17 protein-coding genes are annotated in these 15,931 nt (G+C 41.8%); 6 read left to right on the top strand and 11 right to left on the bottom strand.

Translation table 11 applies throughout. The features are described 5' to 3' along the window. Nucleotides 1-95: 95 nt before the first annotated feature. Complete coding sequence (gene tnpA, locus KI659_RS03765; RefSeq protein ID WP_213943991.1) at nt 96-572, top strand: IS200/IS605 family transposase; 477 nt, start codon at nt 96-98, stop codon at nt 570-572. Nucleotides 573-645: 73 nt separating this feature from the next. Further along, entirely contained in the window at nt 646-1,110 is a 465-nt protein-coding gene (locus tag KI659_RS03760) for a hypothetical protein (protein ID WP_213943990.1), read from the top strand. Nucleotides 1,111-1,229: 119 nt separating this feature from the next. On the opposite strand, the gene wrbA is transcribed toward KI659_RS03760, so the two are convergent. The 6 genes from wrbA to KI659_RS03730 all read right to left on the bottom strand — a co-directional run bounded on the left by wrbA (nt 1,230) and on the right by KI659_RS03730 (nt 7,014). Next, nucleotides 1,230-1,847: an NAD(P)H:quinone oxidoreductase gene (wrbA, locus tag KI659_RS03755; protein ID WP_213943989.1), complete on the bottom strand. Its 618-nt coding sequence runs from the start codon at nt 1,845-1,847 to the stop codon at nt 1,230-1,232. A gap of 62 nt (nt 1,848-1,909) precedes the next feature. Next, nucleotides 1,910-2,383, bottom strand: coding sequence for a hypothetical protein (locus KI659_RS03750; RefSeq protein WP_213943988.1), 474 nt, complete (start codon nt 2,381-2,383; stop codon nt 1,910-1,912). Nucleotides 2,384-2,409: 26 nt separating this feature from the next. Further along, on the bottom strand, nt 2,410-3,195 hold the full coding sequence (locus tag KI659_RS03745) for a DUF2490 domain-containing protein (RefSeq protein ID WP_213943987.1): 786 nt from the start codon (nt 3,193-3,195) through the stop codon (nt 2,410-2,412). Between the two features lie 70 nt (nt 3,196-3,265). Next, nucleotides 3,266-5,248, bottom strand: a complete 1,983-nt coding sequence (locus KI659_RS03740; protein WP_213943986.1) for a hypothetical protein — start codon at nt 5,246-5,248, stop codon at nt 3,266-3,268. A gap of 387 nt (nt 5,249-5,635) precedes the next feature. Then, nucleotides 5,636-6,175, bottom strand: coding sequence for a DUF4136 domain-containing protein (locus tag KI659_RS03735; RefSeq protein ID WP_213943985.1), 540 nt, complete (start codon nt 6,173-6,175; stop codon nt 5,636-5,638). Between the two features lie 89 nt (nt 6,176-6,264). Next, entirely contained in the window at nt 6,265-7,014 is a 750-nt protein-coding gene (locus KI659_RS03730; protein ID WP_213943984.1) for a hypothetical protein, read from the bottom strand. A gap of 617 nt (nt 7,015-7,631) precedes the next feature. On the opposite strand from KI659_RS03730, the gene KI659_RS03725 reads away from it, so the two are divergent. The 3 genes from KI659_RS03725 to KI659_RS03715 all read left to right on the top strand — a co-directional run bounded on the left by KI659_RS03725 (nt 7,632) and on the right by KI659_RS03715 (nt 9,621). Continuing rightward, nucleotides 7,632-8,588, top strand: a complete 957-nt coding sequence (locus tag KI659_RS03725) for a calcium/sodium antiporter (RefSeq protein WP_213943983.1) — start codon at nt 7,632-7,634, stop codon at nt 8,586-8,588. 59 nt (nt 8,589-8,647) lie between these two features. Beyond that, nucleotides 8,648-9,001 carry a hypothetical protein gene (locus KI659_RS03720; protein ID WP_213943982.1) on the top strand — a complete coding sequence of 118 codons (354 nt, stop codon included), beginning with the start codon at nt 8,648-8,650 and terminating at the stop codon, nt 8,999-9,001. Between the two features lie 104 nt (nt 9,002-9,105). Further along, nucleotides 9,106-9,621 (top strand): hypothetical protein, encoded by a 516-nt coding sequence (locus KI659_RS03715; RefSeq protein ID WP_213943981.1) that lies wholly within the window; start codon nt 9,106-9,108, stop codon nt 9,619-9,621. Nucleotides 9,622-9,687: 66 nt separating this feature from the next. Here KI659_RS03715 and KI659_RS03710 read toward each other — a convergent pair whose 3' ends face one another. From KI659_RS03710 to KI659_RS03695, 4 genes are all read right to left on the bottom strand, one after another. Further along, on the bottom strand, nt 9,688-11,226 hold the full coding sequence (locus KI659_RS03710) for a DUF4394 domain-containing protein (protein ID WP_213943980.1): 1,539 nt from the start codon (nt 11,224-11,226) through the stop codon (nt 9,688-9,690). Nucleotides 11,227-11,685: 459 nt separating this feature from the next. Next, nucleotides 11,686-12,483 (bottom strand): anti-sigma factor, encoded by a 798-nt coding sequence (locus KI659_RS03705; protein WP_213943979.1) that lies wholly within the window; start codon nt 12,481-12,483, stop codon nt 11,686-11,688. Further along, nucleotides 12,483-13,016 (bottom strand): RNA polymerase sigma factor, encoded by a 534-nt coding sequence (locus tag KI659_RS03700; RefSeq protein ID WP_213943978.1) that lies wholly within the window; start codon nt 13,014-13,016, stop codon nt 12,483-12,485. Before KI659_RS03700 ends, KI659_RS03705 begins: the two co-directional genes overlap by 1 nt. Before the next feature lie 463 nt (nt 13,017-13,479). Then, nucleotides 13,480-13,908: a DUF1801 domain-containing protein gene (locus KI659_RS03695; protein WP_213943977.1), complete on the bottom strand. Its 429-nt coding sequence runs from the start codon at nt 13,906-13,908 to the stop codon at nt 13,480-13,482. Between the two features lie 260 nt (nt 13,909-14,168). On the opposite strand from KI659_RS03695, the gene KI659_RS03690 reads away from it, so the two are divergent. Next, complete coding sequence (locus KI659_RS03690) at nt 14,169-15,311, top strand: sensor histidine kinase (RefSeq protein WP_213943976.1); 1,143 nt, start codon at nt 14,169-14,171, stop codon at nt 15,309-15,311. 5 nt (nt 15,312-15,316) lie between these two features. On the opposite strand, the gene KI659_RS03685 is transcribed toward KI659_RS03690, so the two are convergent. Further along, on the bottom strand, nt 15,317-15,811 hold the full coding sequence (locus KI659_RS03685) for a cupin domain-containing protein (RefSeq protein WP_213943975.1): 495 nt from the start codon (nt 15,809-15,811) through the stop codon (nt 15,317-15,319). Between the last annotated feature and the right edge of the window lie 120 nt (nt 15,812-15,931).

Below are 15,931 nucleotides of genomic sequence, written 5' to 3'. Positions count from 1 at the left end.
TAAACGACTAATTAGACTGAGGATCAAGGATTTTACCATCATTTGTTCTAAATTTGATCAATACTTTTTAAGTAAACTTCTCAACTTTTTTATTTATGGCTAACACATATACTTCCCTTGTGGTACAGACAGTTTTTGCGGTGAAGTATCGCAGCTCCATGCTGGACAAGGCTTGGAGGCAGGAGCTTTTCGGGGTAATTGGTAATCTTATCAATGAAACCGACTGCAAGACCTATATCGTCAATGGGGTATCAGACCATGTCCATTGCCTTTTTGGCTTTAAGCCTGTACATTGTCTCTCAGACGTCATGCAGTCAGTGAAATCCAAATCCTCAAAATGGCTGAATGAAACAAGTTACCTCCAAACAAGATTCGAATGGCAAAACGGTTTTTCGGCCTTTTCTTACAGTCATGGTCAAGTGGAAAAAGTCTACAGGTACATCAAAAACCAAGAAGCACACCACCAATCTCAAACTTTTATCAATGAATACCGCTACATGCTACAAAAATACAAAGTAGAATATGACCAAAACTACCTCTTCCATCCCCCACTTGAAGACATACAAGTCTAAATCTCCTTTCATCAGAACATTAATCTAGCATACAAGTTGAATAGATGAATAATCACCATGTTAGATTAATTTTATGAAAAGTCTGTATCCGCTTAGTTTGCTTTTAGCTTTGTTTATTTTTTCAGCCTGTGAGACCGATGATGATCCCGCTCCAGAGCAGTTTGAAGTCTCCTATGATATGGTGCCCGTGGATGACTCAGGGGTATCAGGAACTGTTACCATTAACAATGACCTCATTAGAGATATTTATATCACCGTCCAGCTTCAGGGTACCGAAGCAGGCAGAAGCTACCCCTTATCAATTAACAATGCCTCCGAGCATCTAGACTGGCCAGATGTGATCGAGTTGAACCCAATAGACGGGGAAGGTAGAAGCGAAACCAACGTCACGCAAATCAATGGCCTGCAAACAAGCATTGAAGAGTGGCTAAGTCTGGATGGGTTGGTATTGGTACATGAAAGCCAGGACAGCCTACAAAATCACCTAAGCATCGGATACCTGGGGTCCACCGATCCTAACGTCCCCGGCGGACTTTGAGTTGGTTTGAAGTTTGAAGTTTGAGGTTTAAGGCTTAAGGAAAAAAAATAGGGGCAATTGATATTCAATTGCCCCTATTTTTAAACAATAAACGTTCCGCCTAGGCGGAACAATAAACCTTAACCTCCCATTCCGGCTTTCACCCAATTGCCGACCTCAACGGTTCGTTTGGCTTGGTGAACAACGGCGGCTTGAAGGTTTTCGGTTGTGATTTCACCACTTTGGCTGACGGTCGCAGAAGCACCGTATGGGTTACCTCCTGCTCCAAAGACGGACTCATCAGAGTATCCCGGAGGCACGATGATGGCGCCCCAGTGGCACATGGTTTTATATATGGACTGTATGGTGGATTCCTGACCACCGTGGGGATTCATGGCAGAACTCATGGCAGAGACTACCTTGTTGACAGTTTTGCCATTAGCCCACAGGCCTCCAGTCTGGTCAATATAGGCTTGGAACTGCCCAGCTGCATTACCATACCTGGTAGGCACACTAAATATGATTACATCAGCCCACTCCAAGTCATCCATGGTCGCTTCGGTTTCATGCTGAAGCTCTTGATGGGTTTTCTTCCAGGCTTCGTTGGCATCAATGGCCGATTGGGGGGCGGTTTCTTTTACTTTTAACAAGCGCACCTCAGCACCTGCTTCTTCGGCACCCATCTTGGCCCATTGGGCCATTTTATGGTTGGCTCCGGTGCTGGTATAATAAATTACGGCTACTTTTACTTGTGTCATAACTATGATTTTTAGGGTTAAAAATTCAATGTTACAACATATAATTATCAGGATTGTTTTCTTTAATTAATTAAATAGAAAAGTCCTATTCTCAGCATAGTATCATTCACATGGGGCTGATATTTTATTTCAGAACCCAATATAAATTCTTCACTTACCTTATACCCGTACCCTACTCCAATATTGATCCCGGTATTGGTCACCAACTCATTTTCCGGCAGTGCAAACTCAAGTCTTCTGCGGCGGTAATTAAGACCAAAAGTACCGTAAACCTGGTGGGTTTGATCAAGCACATAATACCTCGCATCTATCTCCAAATTACTGGCTTTACCTGTGGCCGGGAAAAAGATCCCAATTGCAGGAGCAACAGAAACCCGGTCGATTACAAAATATTCCCCGCCTAAAGTTTGGCCAAAAAGGTTACTATTAAATCCATATAGATTCCCATAATAACCTCTCACCTCCCCTTGCCCCTGAGCATAGCCAAAAGAGACCGTCAATAGCAGAAACAATATTCCAAGCGCAGCTTTTTTCATCGAGTTTGCATTCATTAAATTCTTCATTACCTGGCTAGTGATCTTCTTAAGTTTCTTCTATCTCTAAAGTCGAGCGTATAAAATAAATTCAGTCGGATGATATGTCTATTTCTATATGTTGCTGGAATATTGGTAGGGCCATACGTCCACATGTGCCCACCAAAAAACATAAAGTTATTGAGCGTATATCCGACAGCGGTGTAAATCCTGTTTTCCTCTAAAATGTTGGTGATGTGGGACCCCGTTTCAAAGAAAATCTCATTGGAGGGTGAGAAGAAAAACGTTCTATTTCCCATTCTAGGCTTGTTAATCGGAATGTAGGCATAAACCTTATACCTGTATCGATCGGTATATTGATATTCGGCCCCAAAATCATTGTCTCTTTTAAACCTGTGCTCAAAACGGAACTGATGAAATAGCTTAACCCTGCCGAAGGGCTGGATAAGCAACCACTGGTGCCAAAAACGGGGTTCAAGGGTAGATTCTACGTAATTGGGGTTTCCAGGCTCAGGGGTAAAGTTCCACACCATGGTCGGACCGAATGTTACTTCGAAATTCTCATTGACCAAATAGGTAAACCCAAATCGGTTATACAGTTGACTCATACGGCCTACAAAATCCGCCCTGTTATCGATACTGTTTCTCCTTCTGTAATGGTTCTCCTGATACCAAAACCAGCGGTCTGCAAGCCTCAATTTCACGTACAAACCGTTCCAAGACTCTGTGGTGGGGGCCAAGTTGGTACGTTCGCTGGGGATAAAAGGCTCAGGAGCCGGCATCGCCGGTGGCTGCTCCTGAGCATATAAAGACATAGTAATGATACTTAAAACGAGAACTAAAAGGCTCCTTTTAAAATAAGTTTCTAATTGCATTGTGTGTTTTTTAAAGATCCAGAGCGGCTTCGATTCTATTAATAGAGGTTCTTCTGCCCAATCTACGCTCAATTCTACGCGTATCTTGGTCTCTAAGCTCTATCAGCCTTTCCTGCAGCCTTTCTATATTGTCAAGGTGGGACTTGATCTGGGTATAGTCCTCTTCTTGCTCAAGCTGCCTCACGTAATGGATAAACAACACCATTCCTCCATTGTCAAACAAGCGCTCTTTCGCTCTTACATTATATCTAGTATAGGTAAAGGGATTAAAGGTTTCTTCTTGATATAGTTCATCGATATCTGCAATGGTCGGGTAGACGGCTGCCAATCGATCAAACTGCTCCTGCATTTCATTAATCAAATCCAGGATTACTTCTCCTTTTTGCATCCTATCCAAGTAAGTATCCAATTCGGAGTAGGATTGGCTCATCCTGTTAAATTCTGATTGCAAGATATTGCTGTAAACACTTTCAAACATTTGAAGATCCCTGTCTGAAATAGCTTCATGGTTAAGGTAGATGGAATCCACCTCAGCCTTTCTCTCCAAAATTCTTGCTTCCAGAGTAGCCAAATCATCCGTCTGTTCCAAAACTTCAAGTTCACTGGTGATATAGCCACCTATTTGGCTTGACTTCTCCAATTCCTGCTGGATATAACTTAACACCCGTGAGGTAAGAGAGGCATCTTCTTCATAACTATACTCTACTACTTTCTCCCTGACTTCCTCACTGTAATCATATCGGATTGTATCACTTTCTAGCAAGAAAGGTAAGCCTTCTCTGGTGAAGTTTTCTTGGTTGATAAACCTGATTTGATCAGAGGTCAACATTTCAACGATGGGTTCAAGTTGATTGAGAGTTGAATCCCTTCTCTGATAATATTCATAGGCAAATGCCAAAGAATCGTCCCTAAATCTATTAATAGCTAAGGCATTCATGGTCGAAAACCCTTCAATTTCTTCACGGAGGTTTTCAAACACCTCCCCTATCTCGCCAATATTATTCCTATCTTCTTTAGAAACTGGGTATTCAAATCTTCTGGTATGAATGGGATATTGAATTAATTCTCCATCTTCATTGACAAATCCTTCATCATATTGGAGGATTCGAGAAAGTACATGGCGCAGAAACTCATTGCCCAAAGCCTGTCCCTGCATTTCCTGAAAACCCTCGCGGTAACCGTCGCTAAACTCAAGTCCGAATCTTTCCTCAGCAATGCCAATTTCGGTTTCTTCTCCTTGATTGATTCTATCTAGCCTATTAATGATGTCATAATAAATAACTTCCTGAATCACCTCACGGGTATCAATATTGGTTCTTCGGATACCAAGCAAAAATCCGTCTTCATATCGACGGGTTTCCCTTACATATACCGTATCTTCCATGTAGGTAAATTCCCACTCCCCTACCATAACACCTTGGTTGTTTAGGCGGCCATTGATGTTGTAAGACAAGTAATCGCCAAACTGTTCAAAACTGATATTGCCAACAATTTTGTTGTTTTGGAAAGTGAAAGGCTCAGATCTAAAAAGTGGTTCGATCCTATTTCTTTCAAATTTGTTTTCGCGGTATTGCCAAGTCCCTTGAAGGATGCCTTTTTGGTATTCTGCCGTAAGTTCATAATCCTCACTTTCCAGGTCAGTGATCACTTCAAAATCCACTACGTCACGCAATTCCACACGGTGCGTTTCATTGTCGTAGCGCCATACCCCATCCTTTTGGTTTTCTATGTAACGTCCTATAACGTTTAACTTATTCAGAACCGTGCGGTCCACGGTATCAATGGTTCTTTTCGAAAAATTAAAACTGCCATCAATGATAATCTCCCCATCCCTGCCTTCATAAAATGAAAAAACAGCCGTACCGTCTTCGTTATTATAGGTGTATTCACCCTCGTAGCGGTCCCGCTGCTGTGCAGTAAGGTGGTGTGAGATGACCAAAATAAAAAACAAGCTGAGGCTTGCTTTAAGTAACCTAAACATAAAACTATTCATCCAAACGTTAATTATTTCCAAATACGTGTACTAAAGTGAAAGCCGAGATCATAAAAAAATGTTGGAAATAAAACTGAAAATATTTCCAAAACATTTATCCAAAAATAAGCCAATTTATCCTGTTAAAAAACAATTCCCACATATCTCGATTAAATGAAGGTATCTATGCTACATCTCATTGCCCTAAATTTCTGCCGACAACTCCCCCAACCCTTTCACTCTTAAAGCTTAAGACCAGTTGAGTAGATTTTTTCGAAATTAATGAATATAGCAACCCAATTCAATTTCAAATACCGTACCCAAAATCGCAAAATAAACGCATGATGGTGATTTTTTCCACAAAGTGAGTAAATAAATGCTCATTTAAATGCAGTTTTAAGAAATAAATTAGTCCCTATCAATTTGCTTAAACAGCTTCTCCACTCCCCTGATCACAGTCTCCTGAAGATGCCCTGCGCCGCGGGGCAAAACCTTCTCCACCGTCCCCATCCAGACGGCCTCCCCCATTACTGGGTCAACGAGATGTATGGTCATGGTGCCTTGCTGATACCGGCCTACTTCTACGGTTTCGCTCTTCCAGGTGTACCTCCGCTGTCCTATATAGTTAAAAGTTCCCGGATCGGTGACCAAGCCGGTTTGACGGGTCTGCACCCGGTCCTCCACGGCAATACCGATGTTGACCAACAATTCCGGGTTTTCGCGGTCATGTGTAAGTCCCCTGGCTTCCATTTGTCGCACTATCTGATCCTTTAAAAAATTGATCTTTTCCCTATAATCCCTGCTGAAGGCCTCACCATCGTTCTCTATAAATCTAAAACTGGAATATTGCACTAGCGAAAAGTCCTGATGCCGATCCAGCACCTCCACCTGGGCCGTTCTACAGGAAAACAATAAAGCTACGCATACTATAAGACCGAATCGATACATGATAAGCTATGTTGGTATATTATAGTCTACGGGATTATCTTTGGTCGGTTATGGATTGGGGGATGTCCCATTTCATGTATCCCAAACTCTTACTTGAGCGACCGCATTTTAAATACATCTATAATTTCAAGGTATTGGTATTGCCTATTGTAAAGTCTCACATATTTGCCGTTGACCAGTTGATAAGGTTCAATCTTTAGCATCACCAAATAAATCAAGCCCGGATTAAGGTCAATTGTTGGCAAATCTAGCGAGAAACCACTTTGTCGATTCTTTATATGAAGAATGGCACTGGACTCCCCCAGTAATTCTCCTTCCACCTTGTTAAAATCATATCCACCAACTAAAACGCTGACACCTATATAGTCATACAGATTAGACAACTTCTCCTCTATAAATTCAAACTTGATCTTATTTCTTCCATCCTCCTTTACAAATTCCGGATCAGAAAAATACACTGATAAATTCATTCCCTCGTGAAATTTGAACCCGGCCAAATATTTGGCATGCTGGAATATAAATGGCTTCCCAGACATAAAACGCTCTTTATCACCCAGCATCCCTTGATGTATCACTCCGGAAAGCCTAAAATGGGTCTTATGATCAAAGAACCCCCTTTCAATACCTATCAGGCTTTTTCTGATCATTTTGCCTAAAGAGGAAGACTTCCCTTTTATTTTTCCATATTGCCTGAATTCTGAGAATTCAGAAGCTTTTTTAACCTTCTTTGAAAATGACTTCCCTGGAGCCTTTCTTTTCCTTAGCTCTCCATTTACCTTATAATAAATGTAATCTCCATTCCGTCCCAAAAAATCACCCGAACTGTCTGCTTTGCTCATAAAAGATGTAATTTATATGAAATCCTTAAAAAAAACCTGTTTTAACCGCCACTATACACTACACAAACCTTTATATATCAAGCTAATATAAATAAAATATTGAAATACAAGTATATCAAAGGCAAGTAATACGCAAGATAAAGCAAAGTAATACGCAAATAATACGCAGGCCATGCTTACAGGAAAGCTAGTGATCATCTAGTCCTCCTCTATAAATTAACCTCATTGGTTTAACACCTACTTACTATCTTATACATACCTGTCTTAATCTCTAAATACACCACCTCCCAATAAAATAAAGCAAACAGTTTTCACACAGTCTGTGAAGCTGGGGGAAAGTGTGGTACTTGCCAGCCTGAATAATCCCAGACTCAGACATCCCCCTTCTTTGCGCTTCTTTTCATCTTTGAGGTGGGATTTTGCTCAGCATAGAGGTACAGCCTCTACTTTCACAGCCCCTTTGCTCTGCCTTGGGACAACCAGGTAATTAATCCTAAACTCCTAAACAGTTCCGACTCGCATTAAGCGCAGCTATGCGAGTCGGAACGACTAAACACCTAAACCAAACCTATACTCCATATATCGAGTTAAAGTCTTTAATTCCTCATACCTTCTTTATGATATTATACATATTCTCTGCTCTGGGCTTGATTCTCCTTCTGAAAGGGGCGGAATGGCTGGTGACGGGGGCGAGTATGATTGCCTACCGCTTAAGGGTCACCCCTCTTGTAATTGGACTTACCATAGTGGCTTTCGGGACCTCTGCCCCGGAGTTTACGGTGAACATTTATGCCGCATACACGGGCAATACCGATATTGCCATAGGGAATATTTTGGGCAGCAACATTGCCAACGTTTTTCTGATTTTGGGCGTATCGGCCATCATCTATCCTTTAAAAGCAATGGGATCCACGGTAAAAAAGGAAATCCCTTTTGCCCTTTTCGTCGCAACGCTCTTGATATTTTTGGTAAGTGACCATATTTGGGGAAATTATATCTTTACAGGCCTATCAATCTGGGATGGGTTGATTCTGCTGGCCTTTTTCCTCGGCTTTCTGGTATATACTTTCAGGATCCCCCTTAAGGAGTACGATGCTTTTGATTCGGAAAGTGTACCGGCGGCATCTTTCCCTAAGGCCGTTGGTCTGGTAATAATAGGATTAGCAGGATTGGTTTTAGGTGGGAAATGGATTGTGGATGGAGCCGTAGAGTTTGCCATGCGGATGGGGATGAGCGAGGCCCTAGTCGGGCTTACGGTGGTGGCGGTGGGTACTTCCCTGCCGGAACTTGCCACTTCGGCCGTTGCCGCTTACAAAAAACAGAGCGACATTGCCATCGGCAATGTGGTAGGTTCCAATATCTTCAATACCCTCCTCATTTTGGGGGCCAGTGCACTGGTAAATCCCCTACCCTTTAGCCAGGCCTATTATTTTGATCTTGCGGCCAACTTTTTGGCCTGCTTGATCCTGTGGGTTTTCTTAATTTTAAATAAAACCCATACCTTGGGAAGGTTTAAAGGAGGGTTATTGCTTGCGGTGTATGTAGGGTATATCCTTTTTCTGATATTTAAATAAGAGGATGGCAAACCAATAATTCTCCAACTACGTTAGAAACTTATCAGCCTTAGAAGGAAGTGAGAAAACATAAGCAAAGCATATCCAGGGGCCTTTTGGCCATTGCATTCTACCTGACAGTAGGATTGCCCTTTTGCTTTGCCGAGGCCCCCTCTGTTAAGTCTGACTCCAATTTTCAGTTGGAAGAGCAACTGGATGCCTTGGGGAACTGGCAGTTCCTGGCTTCTTCAGCTTCTTCGGAACCTCTGCCCTCCCAGGGAGAAGTAAATCTGGAACCTGGCTTCTTTGCCAGTTCCAAAGCACTTCAAAGCTTCCATTCCCAATCGGCAATCACCCTTCAAACTATCCAGAATAATATCTGGATAGTGTTTAACATCAAAGAACTCATCTTTCCGTTTGACTATTTCTGGTAGGATATTTTTAAACTTTTGACTAGCCCTGATTGGGCATTCCTTTTATTTCTAATCTGACCGCAAGCACGAAAAAACGGGCACTGCGGTCGCCTACCTCAAATATTATGATCGACATCAATATCTCAGGGTTAATTACCTCCCTGATCTTAATGGTGGTGTTTGCACTACCGATAGTGTACTATGCCATAAAAGCCGGAAAAAAACGTAAGGCTACCAAAAGCTTGCTGCGGCACTATGCTGCGGGAAAAGGGCTCAACCTCGACGAACTTGACACTTGGAGATTTACCTATGGGATCGGATTGGATAATTCCGCTTCCCAATTGATTTATATGGAAAAGGATGGAAATCCAGAAGTTATCACTATTGACTTAGAACAAGTCGAACGCGTGGATGTGCAGGTTTCAAAACTAAAATCATCCCAAAATGGAGGATCCAGCATTATTACGGATTTACAGTTGAGTTTCATTCCTAATATGCCGGGCAAAACGCCAATTAATCTCACCTTCTTTTCCAGTGAAAAATTCATCAGCCTTCAGAATGAATTTGAGCTGGTCAACAAATGGAAACAGAAGGTTGAGGGGATTTTGGCTCAAAGGGAAAAAAGCGAAATGGAGGTCTAAACTAAAAAAACCATCCCGTATGTATCGGGATGGTTTTTCAATTATACTAAAGCAAACACCTTATTTTTAGAACCCTAATCCTAGAGCCATGGCCGTAGCCGAAATATTGAAGTCTGAAACTTTACTCGCTTCACCTGAGGAAAGGTCAATCTGGTAGACGCCCATTGCTCCGTCAACTTCCAAAAGTGCATAAGCGTTATCTGACGTTCCTCCTATATCAAAGCCATTTTCAGAGGTAAATGCGATGCCAAGTTCACCCACCATATTTAACACACCGTCATTTGGCGGATCTTGCGTATACAATGCGTTGGTTTCACTATCCAAAACAAACAACATGGTCTCAGTAGCAGTCGGGATATTGTTAGTGTAAGCCGCAGCATTCACATATGGACTACCTGGATTAAGGTCCCCATCCACTTCCACAACAGTACCCTCATCAGGGTGTAGTCTTAGATTCTGTCCCGTATTGCTGACCAACCTGATTCTATCCACTGTTGGGTTAAAGTCAAAGCCAAATGAAGTTCCATCAAGGTAAGGGGATAGCGTACCCACTTCCATAAGCTCACCATTGGCGGTATTTACTGTCATTAATCTGCTTTCGGATGTAATGGCATACAATTGACCATTGGCAGGTCTGAAATCAAGGCCTACTACCGTTTCACCAGTACCAAGACCATCCAAGTCCACATAATTATCAGAAGGAGATAGTGGATTGAATCTGTACAGCCTGTTGTCCGGAGAAGTGGCAAAAGCTATAGGGTTGGTTTTGATAGCGATACCAATGATAGAATGGCTAAATTCGCCTACATTCTGTGCCGCACCCGTGGTAAGGTTGATCGTATAGAGATTGTTTCGCTGCTCATTGTAAACCACCGCCAATGCTGCGGAATTGTCGGGACTGATGTCAAAGTTACCAGTACCGTTAAAATCTACGCCTAAGTCGCCGATTTCTCTGAGTCCTCCGTCATTAGGCGGGTCCTGGACATATAGTTTATTGGTGCTAAAATCAATGTCAAATAATTCTGTTGACTCTGCTCCAGCCATGCTGTTGGTATAGGCTACAGCTCCGATCATAGGGTTATCACCCCCTGATATGGCCCCATCTTCAGCTACAACAGTCCCAAGTTCAGGGTGAAGTCTGAGATTTTGGCCAGAATTGGTCACCACTCTGATTCTATCCACCGTCGGGTTGAAGTCAAGGGAGGCGTTTTCACCTTCCAATGCAGGTGAGAAAGGTCCGTCACCAAGGGCGGTAGCCTCTCCGCTGTTTTCATTGATGATATAAAGTCTACTGGAAGACCCCAAGCCGTAAAGTTGGCCTGTCGCAGGTCTGTAGTCAATGCTGACAATCTCATCTCCATCTTCAAGCCCGGTAATGGATACCGTATTTAAAGGACTCGAAAGATCACGTGCCTGGAACCATACCAGCTGATTGTCGCTGGAAAGAGCCGTAAACGCAATTTCCGGGGCATCACCCGGCATTGCCGTATCATTGTCATGATCCCCATCCATTCCCGGAGGGGAATCGATCTCATCTGTACAGCTCCAAAGTACTGCTCCGCAGACTAGGGCTATTAAAGCATTGTAATTAAATGGTTTTTTCATAATAAGTGGTTTAGTTAGATTAAATAATAATTAATAAGTTAATAATTAAAATTTTAGCAATAGATCTCCCAACAGTTTGTTGAATACCTATGTTTGCTAAAACCTCATATAATTTCAATTTATTTTCAGCTTTATCACCAATATCCTCGTATCCTTGGTTGTTAGGTAGGAAGAACGAAGACGGAAGATGGAAGACACATAACCGAAGCTGAATACCATTTTTTCAAAGGGGACGCCCCATTTTGGGCATCCCTTTGAAAAAATCAACCACCTCAACCGAATAAAGAATAATAAATAAATTATGATGTTAAGTCGTTTGGGAGATATACGAGGCAAGAGGTGGAACTGGATCTACTTGATCCAAAAAAATTTAATAAATTTTGATAAGAAGATTGTATAGCGGTATATAATAGCATTATATATAGGATAATAGAATCAAAAAAATTATGTTAGCCTTATTTAAACTACCTCACCCAAGACTACCAGTTTCTCAAGCGTAGGAGTTTCACTTCCACCTTTCGGCTCTATGGTGATGGCAAAAGCACCTGCTGCGGTCACGGCATCCATTTGTTGAAGCAATCCAATCTGTGTGGCATTAATCAAACCTATACCCACAGGCCCATCTTCTCCAATAGCCCAAAGTTGATAGTCTTGGTCAGGATCCAACACGCCGAGATTTCGGACGGAAGCTAAGACACGTGCTTCACTTCTATCCCAGAAGATATCCACTTGGGCATCCTGTTGGATTTCGAAGGCATCCCCTTCCAGTGGTATACGGTCAAAATCTCCCGCTAAAAACTCTTCCATCTGTTCATATCTGGCCCGGTTGATTTCTACTTCCTCTGCCAGCACAGACCTCTCCAAAACCAAGACCCTGTACTCTTCCTGAGTAGCATAGTATCTGTTGGCAAAATAAATGGCAAAAACGGAAGCGAGCACAGCCGCCAAGCCAGCAGCAATAGCAAAACTTTTCCACCGGGAGGTTTCCTTGTCTTGAGGGGTATCTAAGGTCTTCATCGAACCTTTGGGAGATTCAAATCCCAAATCTTTATAAATCTTCTGCTTGGTAAGCTGTGAAGGCTCAACACCGGTTTTATTATCAAAAGCAAACATAGCAGACTCCAGCTGCCGGAGCTCCTCTTTAATCTCTGGATATTGCGCAGCCATGTTCTCCACTTCCCGGCGCTCCATTTCTGAAAGCTCACCCAAGAGGTAAAGTTCAAGTATGCCTGACGATATGTAGCCTTTAATATCCACTATATTTTCTCCATTTTTTTCTTTAGCACAGCAAAGGAAGCCCTCACTCTAGACTTTACGGTACCAAGAGGTATGTTGAACTCTTCGGCAATTTCGCTATGGGAATAGCCCTTAAAATAAATGCAGTCTATTATAAATCTCTGGTCATCGCTGAGTTCTGTAATAAGCTCTCTCACACCGATTCCCTCCACATAATCACTGGTATCAGATTGCCCCTCAAGGGCTGATATATGATCGTCGATATTGTTGGTTTGCCCAGTCTTAGAAAAATCTTTGGACCTTGTTTTATCAATGGCGGCATTTCGGCAAACGTTGGCCATCCATGTGTATAGAGATCCCTTATCCTCCTGGTAGGTATGGATCTTTCCCACTATTTTGACAAAAGCATCATGAAACACCTCCTCAGCAAGATCCCTATCCAGGATTATTCTAGACACCACAGCAAAAAGAGCCCTGGAATATTTCTCATAGAGATAGTCCACGGCAGCCTTGTTACGTGCTTTGAGTCCCGAGATGATTTGCTTTTCCTGCAATTAGTTGAATTTAAAAAGTACTTTCCTTAAAAGCAATATCTCCACAAATTGTTCAACCATGTAACTGTAAACCATTATAATTTTCTTCTCGAGACCTTATAATCCTCAAAAAACGAAATGCTGATTCTATACCAAACCCCTAATCTTATTACAAATAAAATAATTTTAAATATTTTACATTAAAAACTTGACAACAAAAACATTATTTCATTACCTTTATCGTATTGAAAGTTCAATTTCACACTGTAGGGTGTTGGAACTGGCAGACAAGCCCTCCTGTCTCGGGGGTAGGGAGGTCGTCTTAGATGATAGGATAAAGCAGACTTAGAGCTCAAGTCATGCCTAACAGCCCTGTGGAGGTTCGAATCCTTCTCCTACAGCTAGGTTATTTTGGGTTTATTGTTAATGCAAAAAGCTACGCGGTGTTTACTGCGTAGCTTTTTTTTTTGGTCAATGGCTTGGTTTAACCAACTCCATATTTTGACTCCAACATTTGCATAGTAGTCAACATCAATTTTTTCAAAACCTCCACATTTATGTCTGACAGCTTTTTGATGTAGATACAAGACTTACCCATTTTGTACTTCCCTAGATTTTTGAGCAACTCATTTTGTTGCTCCCCTCCCATATATACATATAAAGAGATGGCAGCTTTTCGTGGGGAAAAAGCCACTAGAGGCCAATCTCCCTCTTGTCTACTTCGGTCGGATTTGTAGTGATATTTACCAAACCCTATAATAGTGGGGCCCCACATTTTGGGTTCAAAGCCCGAGCATTCGCTCATGACTTGGATCAGGTCATAACTGTCGCGCTTCTTTTGCTCAGTATTCGCAAAAGTTTCTATAAATTCCAGCACATCTGCATCTGTTTGCTTGGTTTTGATCTCAGCCATTCTTTAGTGTTTTAGATTAAATATACATAAAGTTATAGTGTCAGTGGATCAGAACCCTAAAAACCCGTGTAAGCATAGGCAATTCACGTTAAACACATTTTGAGAAAGTGGTCCAAAATAAGCTAAAATGTTAAGCAGATAAAAATATAAATATAACTATTTTAACTTAAAATTGAATCTATTTATTTTTGTAAGTCTGCTAGGTGTGACTACCAAAAGCATTTCGGTTAGATCTGGCATATTTAGATCATCAGAATTAAATGAGATTGGAACAAAGCGTCAATATTTTCGATCAAAAATTACTTTACGACCATGCACCCTGTGGCTACATGGTTTGTAATTTCAATAGGCAGATCAAGTCGGTAAACGAAACCTTTGCCAACTGGCTGCACAGGCCTAAAGACTTTATACAGGGGCTCTTTTTAGATGATTTGGTGGATCGGGCTGCACAGGTGTTTTTGACCAACCACTATCTTCCCCTTTTAAAAGCCCAAGGCAGCATCAAAGAAGCCTATCTTTGTTTTACCGCCAATGGTACAGGCACAGAGTGTAGTATTAGCGGACAAGTTATTCAAGATTTCACCACTGGAGAACACCTCTATTTTTTCAGCTTACTGGATCAAACCGCTCCCGTAAATATAAAAAAGGGGTTTGATTTTGAGATGGAGGGATTAAGTATTTTCAATGGAACCTTAAGCAAAAAACTTGAGGAGTTTGAAAAGTTTGTCTTTAGTCAGGAAGTCGGGTTACATCCAAGGATCGCGGAGTTGGAGGAAGAAATAGAATTGCTGCATCGTGAAGCACTTTTCCGCAATGAGGGGCAATACCTGGCTAACAAAATCAAGAACTTAAGCAGAGTTTCCAACAGGATGATTCAGGATTTTTCAACATACTACCACTTGGACACTGCACCAAGAATGGAGAAAATAAGCTTGCAGGAATTGGTTCATAAGGTGGTTAGAGATATGAATTCAAAGCTCGAAATGCATCAAGCCACCGTGAATGTTGCCGAACTCCCTACCGTGTACGGCAACCGGAAGCAATTGCACTTACTTTTCTACCATTTACTCAGTAACACGATGAAATTCAGGTCTGCTGCCGTTCCTGTGGTTAAGATATTTGCTCAAAAGTCGGACCATGGAATGACACTGATCAATGTGATGGACAACGGCAAGGGCATTGAAAAAACTGAGGCCGACAAAATTTTTGAATTCATGTTTCAGGTGGACAATTCCGGCACCTTGGGGGCTGGGCTTGGCATGACCATTTGCAAAAAAATCGTGGAAATCCACCAAGGTAAGATTGGGGTAAATACACGTTATGGCAATGGAAGCAGCTTTTATTTTACCTTACCTGAGATAGCAATGGATTACAGCTCCTCCAAACAACACATACGGTCTTAAATCCCTCATCCGCTTTCCAAATCCCCAGTGCTTGCCTGGCTTTCATGAAAGGTGTTGAATTGGGGGCGTACTTTTTTCTCCAATTGGTCAAGACGCTTGTAAAGCATCCACTTGAACAAGAAGATTGTTTTAAGTTTAGCAAAAACCTTGTAACGAAAACCAATGGGATAGGTACCGCGTAGATCCATCAACAGCCAATCATCAAGCAGCGTCGGTTTAATATCTTGATTTTCAAGTTCGAATTTCAGCCTATATCCTTTCTCGATATTAGCCTGTCCGGGACGACAAGTGATTTCGTACTCTATGGGTACCTGACTGGGGTTAATTACGGCATGGGGTATTGACTTTTCAACCAAGAAAGAATCTCCACTCTTCAAAAAAGTCCTTTCCCCTCCCTTAAGTTTGATGCATACCGTTCCATCTGTAGCTTTTACTTCCTGGGTGTAACTTTTGTGAAAGTGTAGTGGGTTGTCTGAGTTGGGGTACAGTTTCACTCTCATTTTAGTGTACTCCCCTAGTGTCTCTCCTGATGTTTTCAGAAAAGTTATAGAGTGACCTTCTTTATGATTGATAACATTGCCCATACTATTTTTAACCTCAGCATAAACTATACCCAAAAC

It is taken from the genome of Litoribacter ruber, assembly GCF_018449405.1.
GTDB lineage: Bacteria > Bacteroidota > Bacteroidia > Cytophagales > Cyclobacteriaceae > Litoribacter > Litoribacter ruber.
Note: the sequence above shows the minus strand (reverse complement) of the source record. Positions and strands in the feature narration are given on the sequence as shown.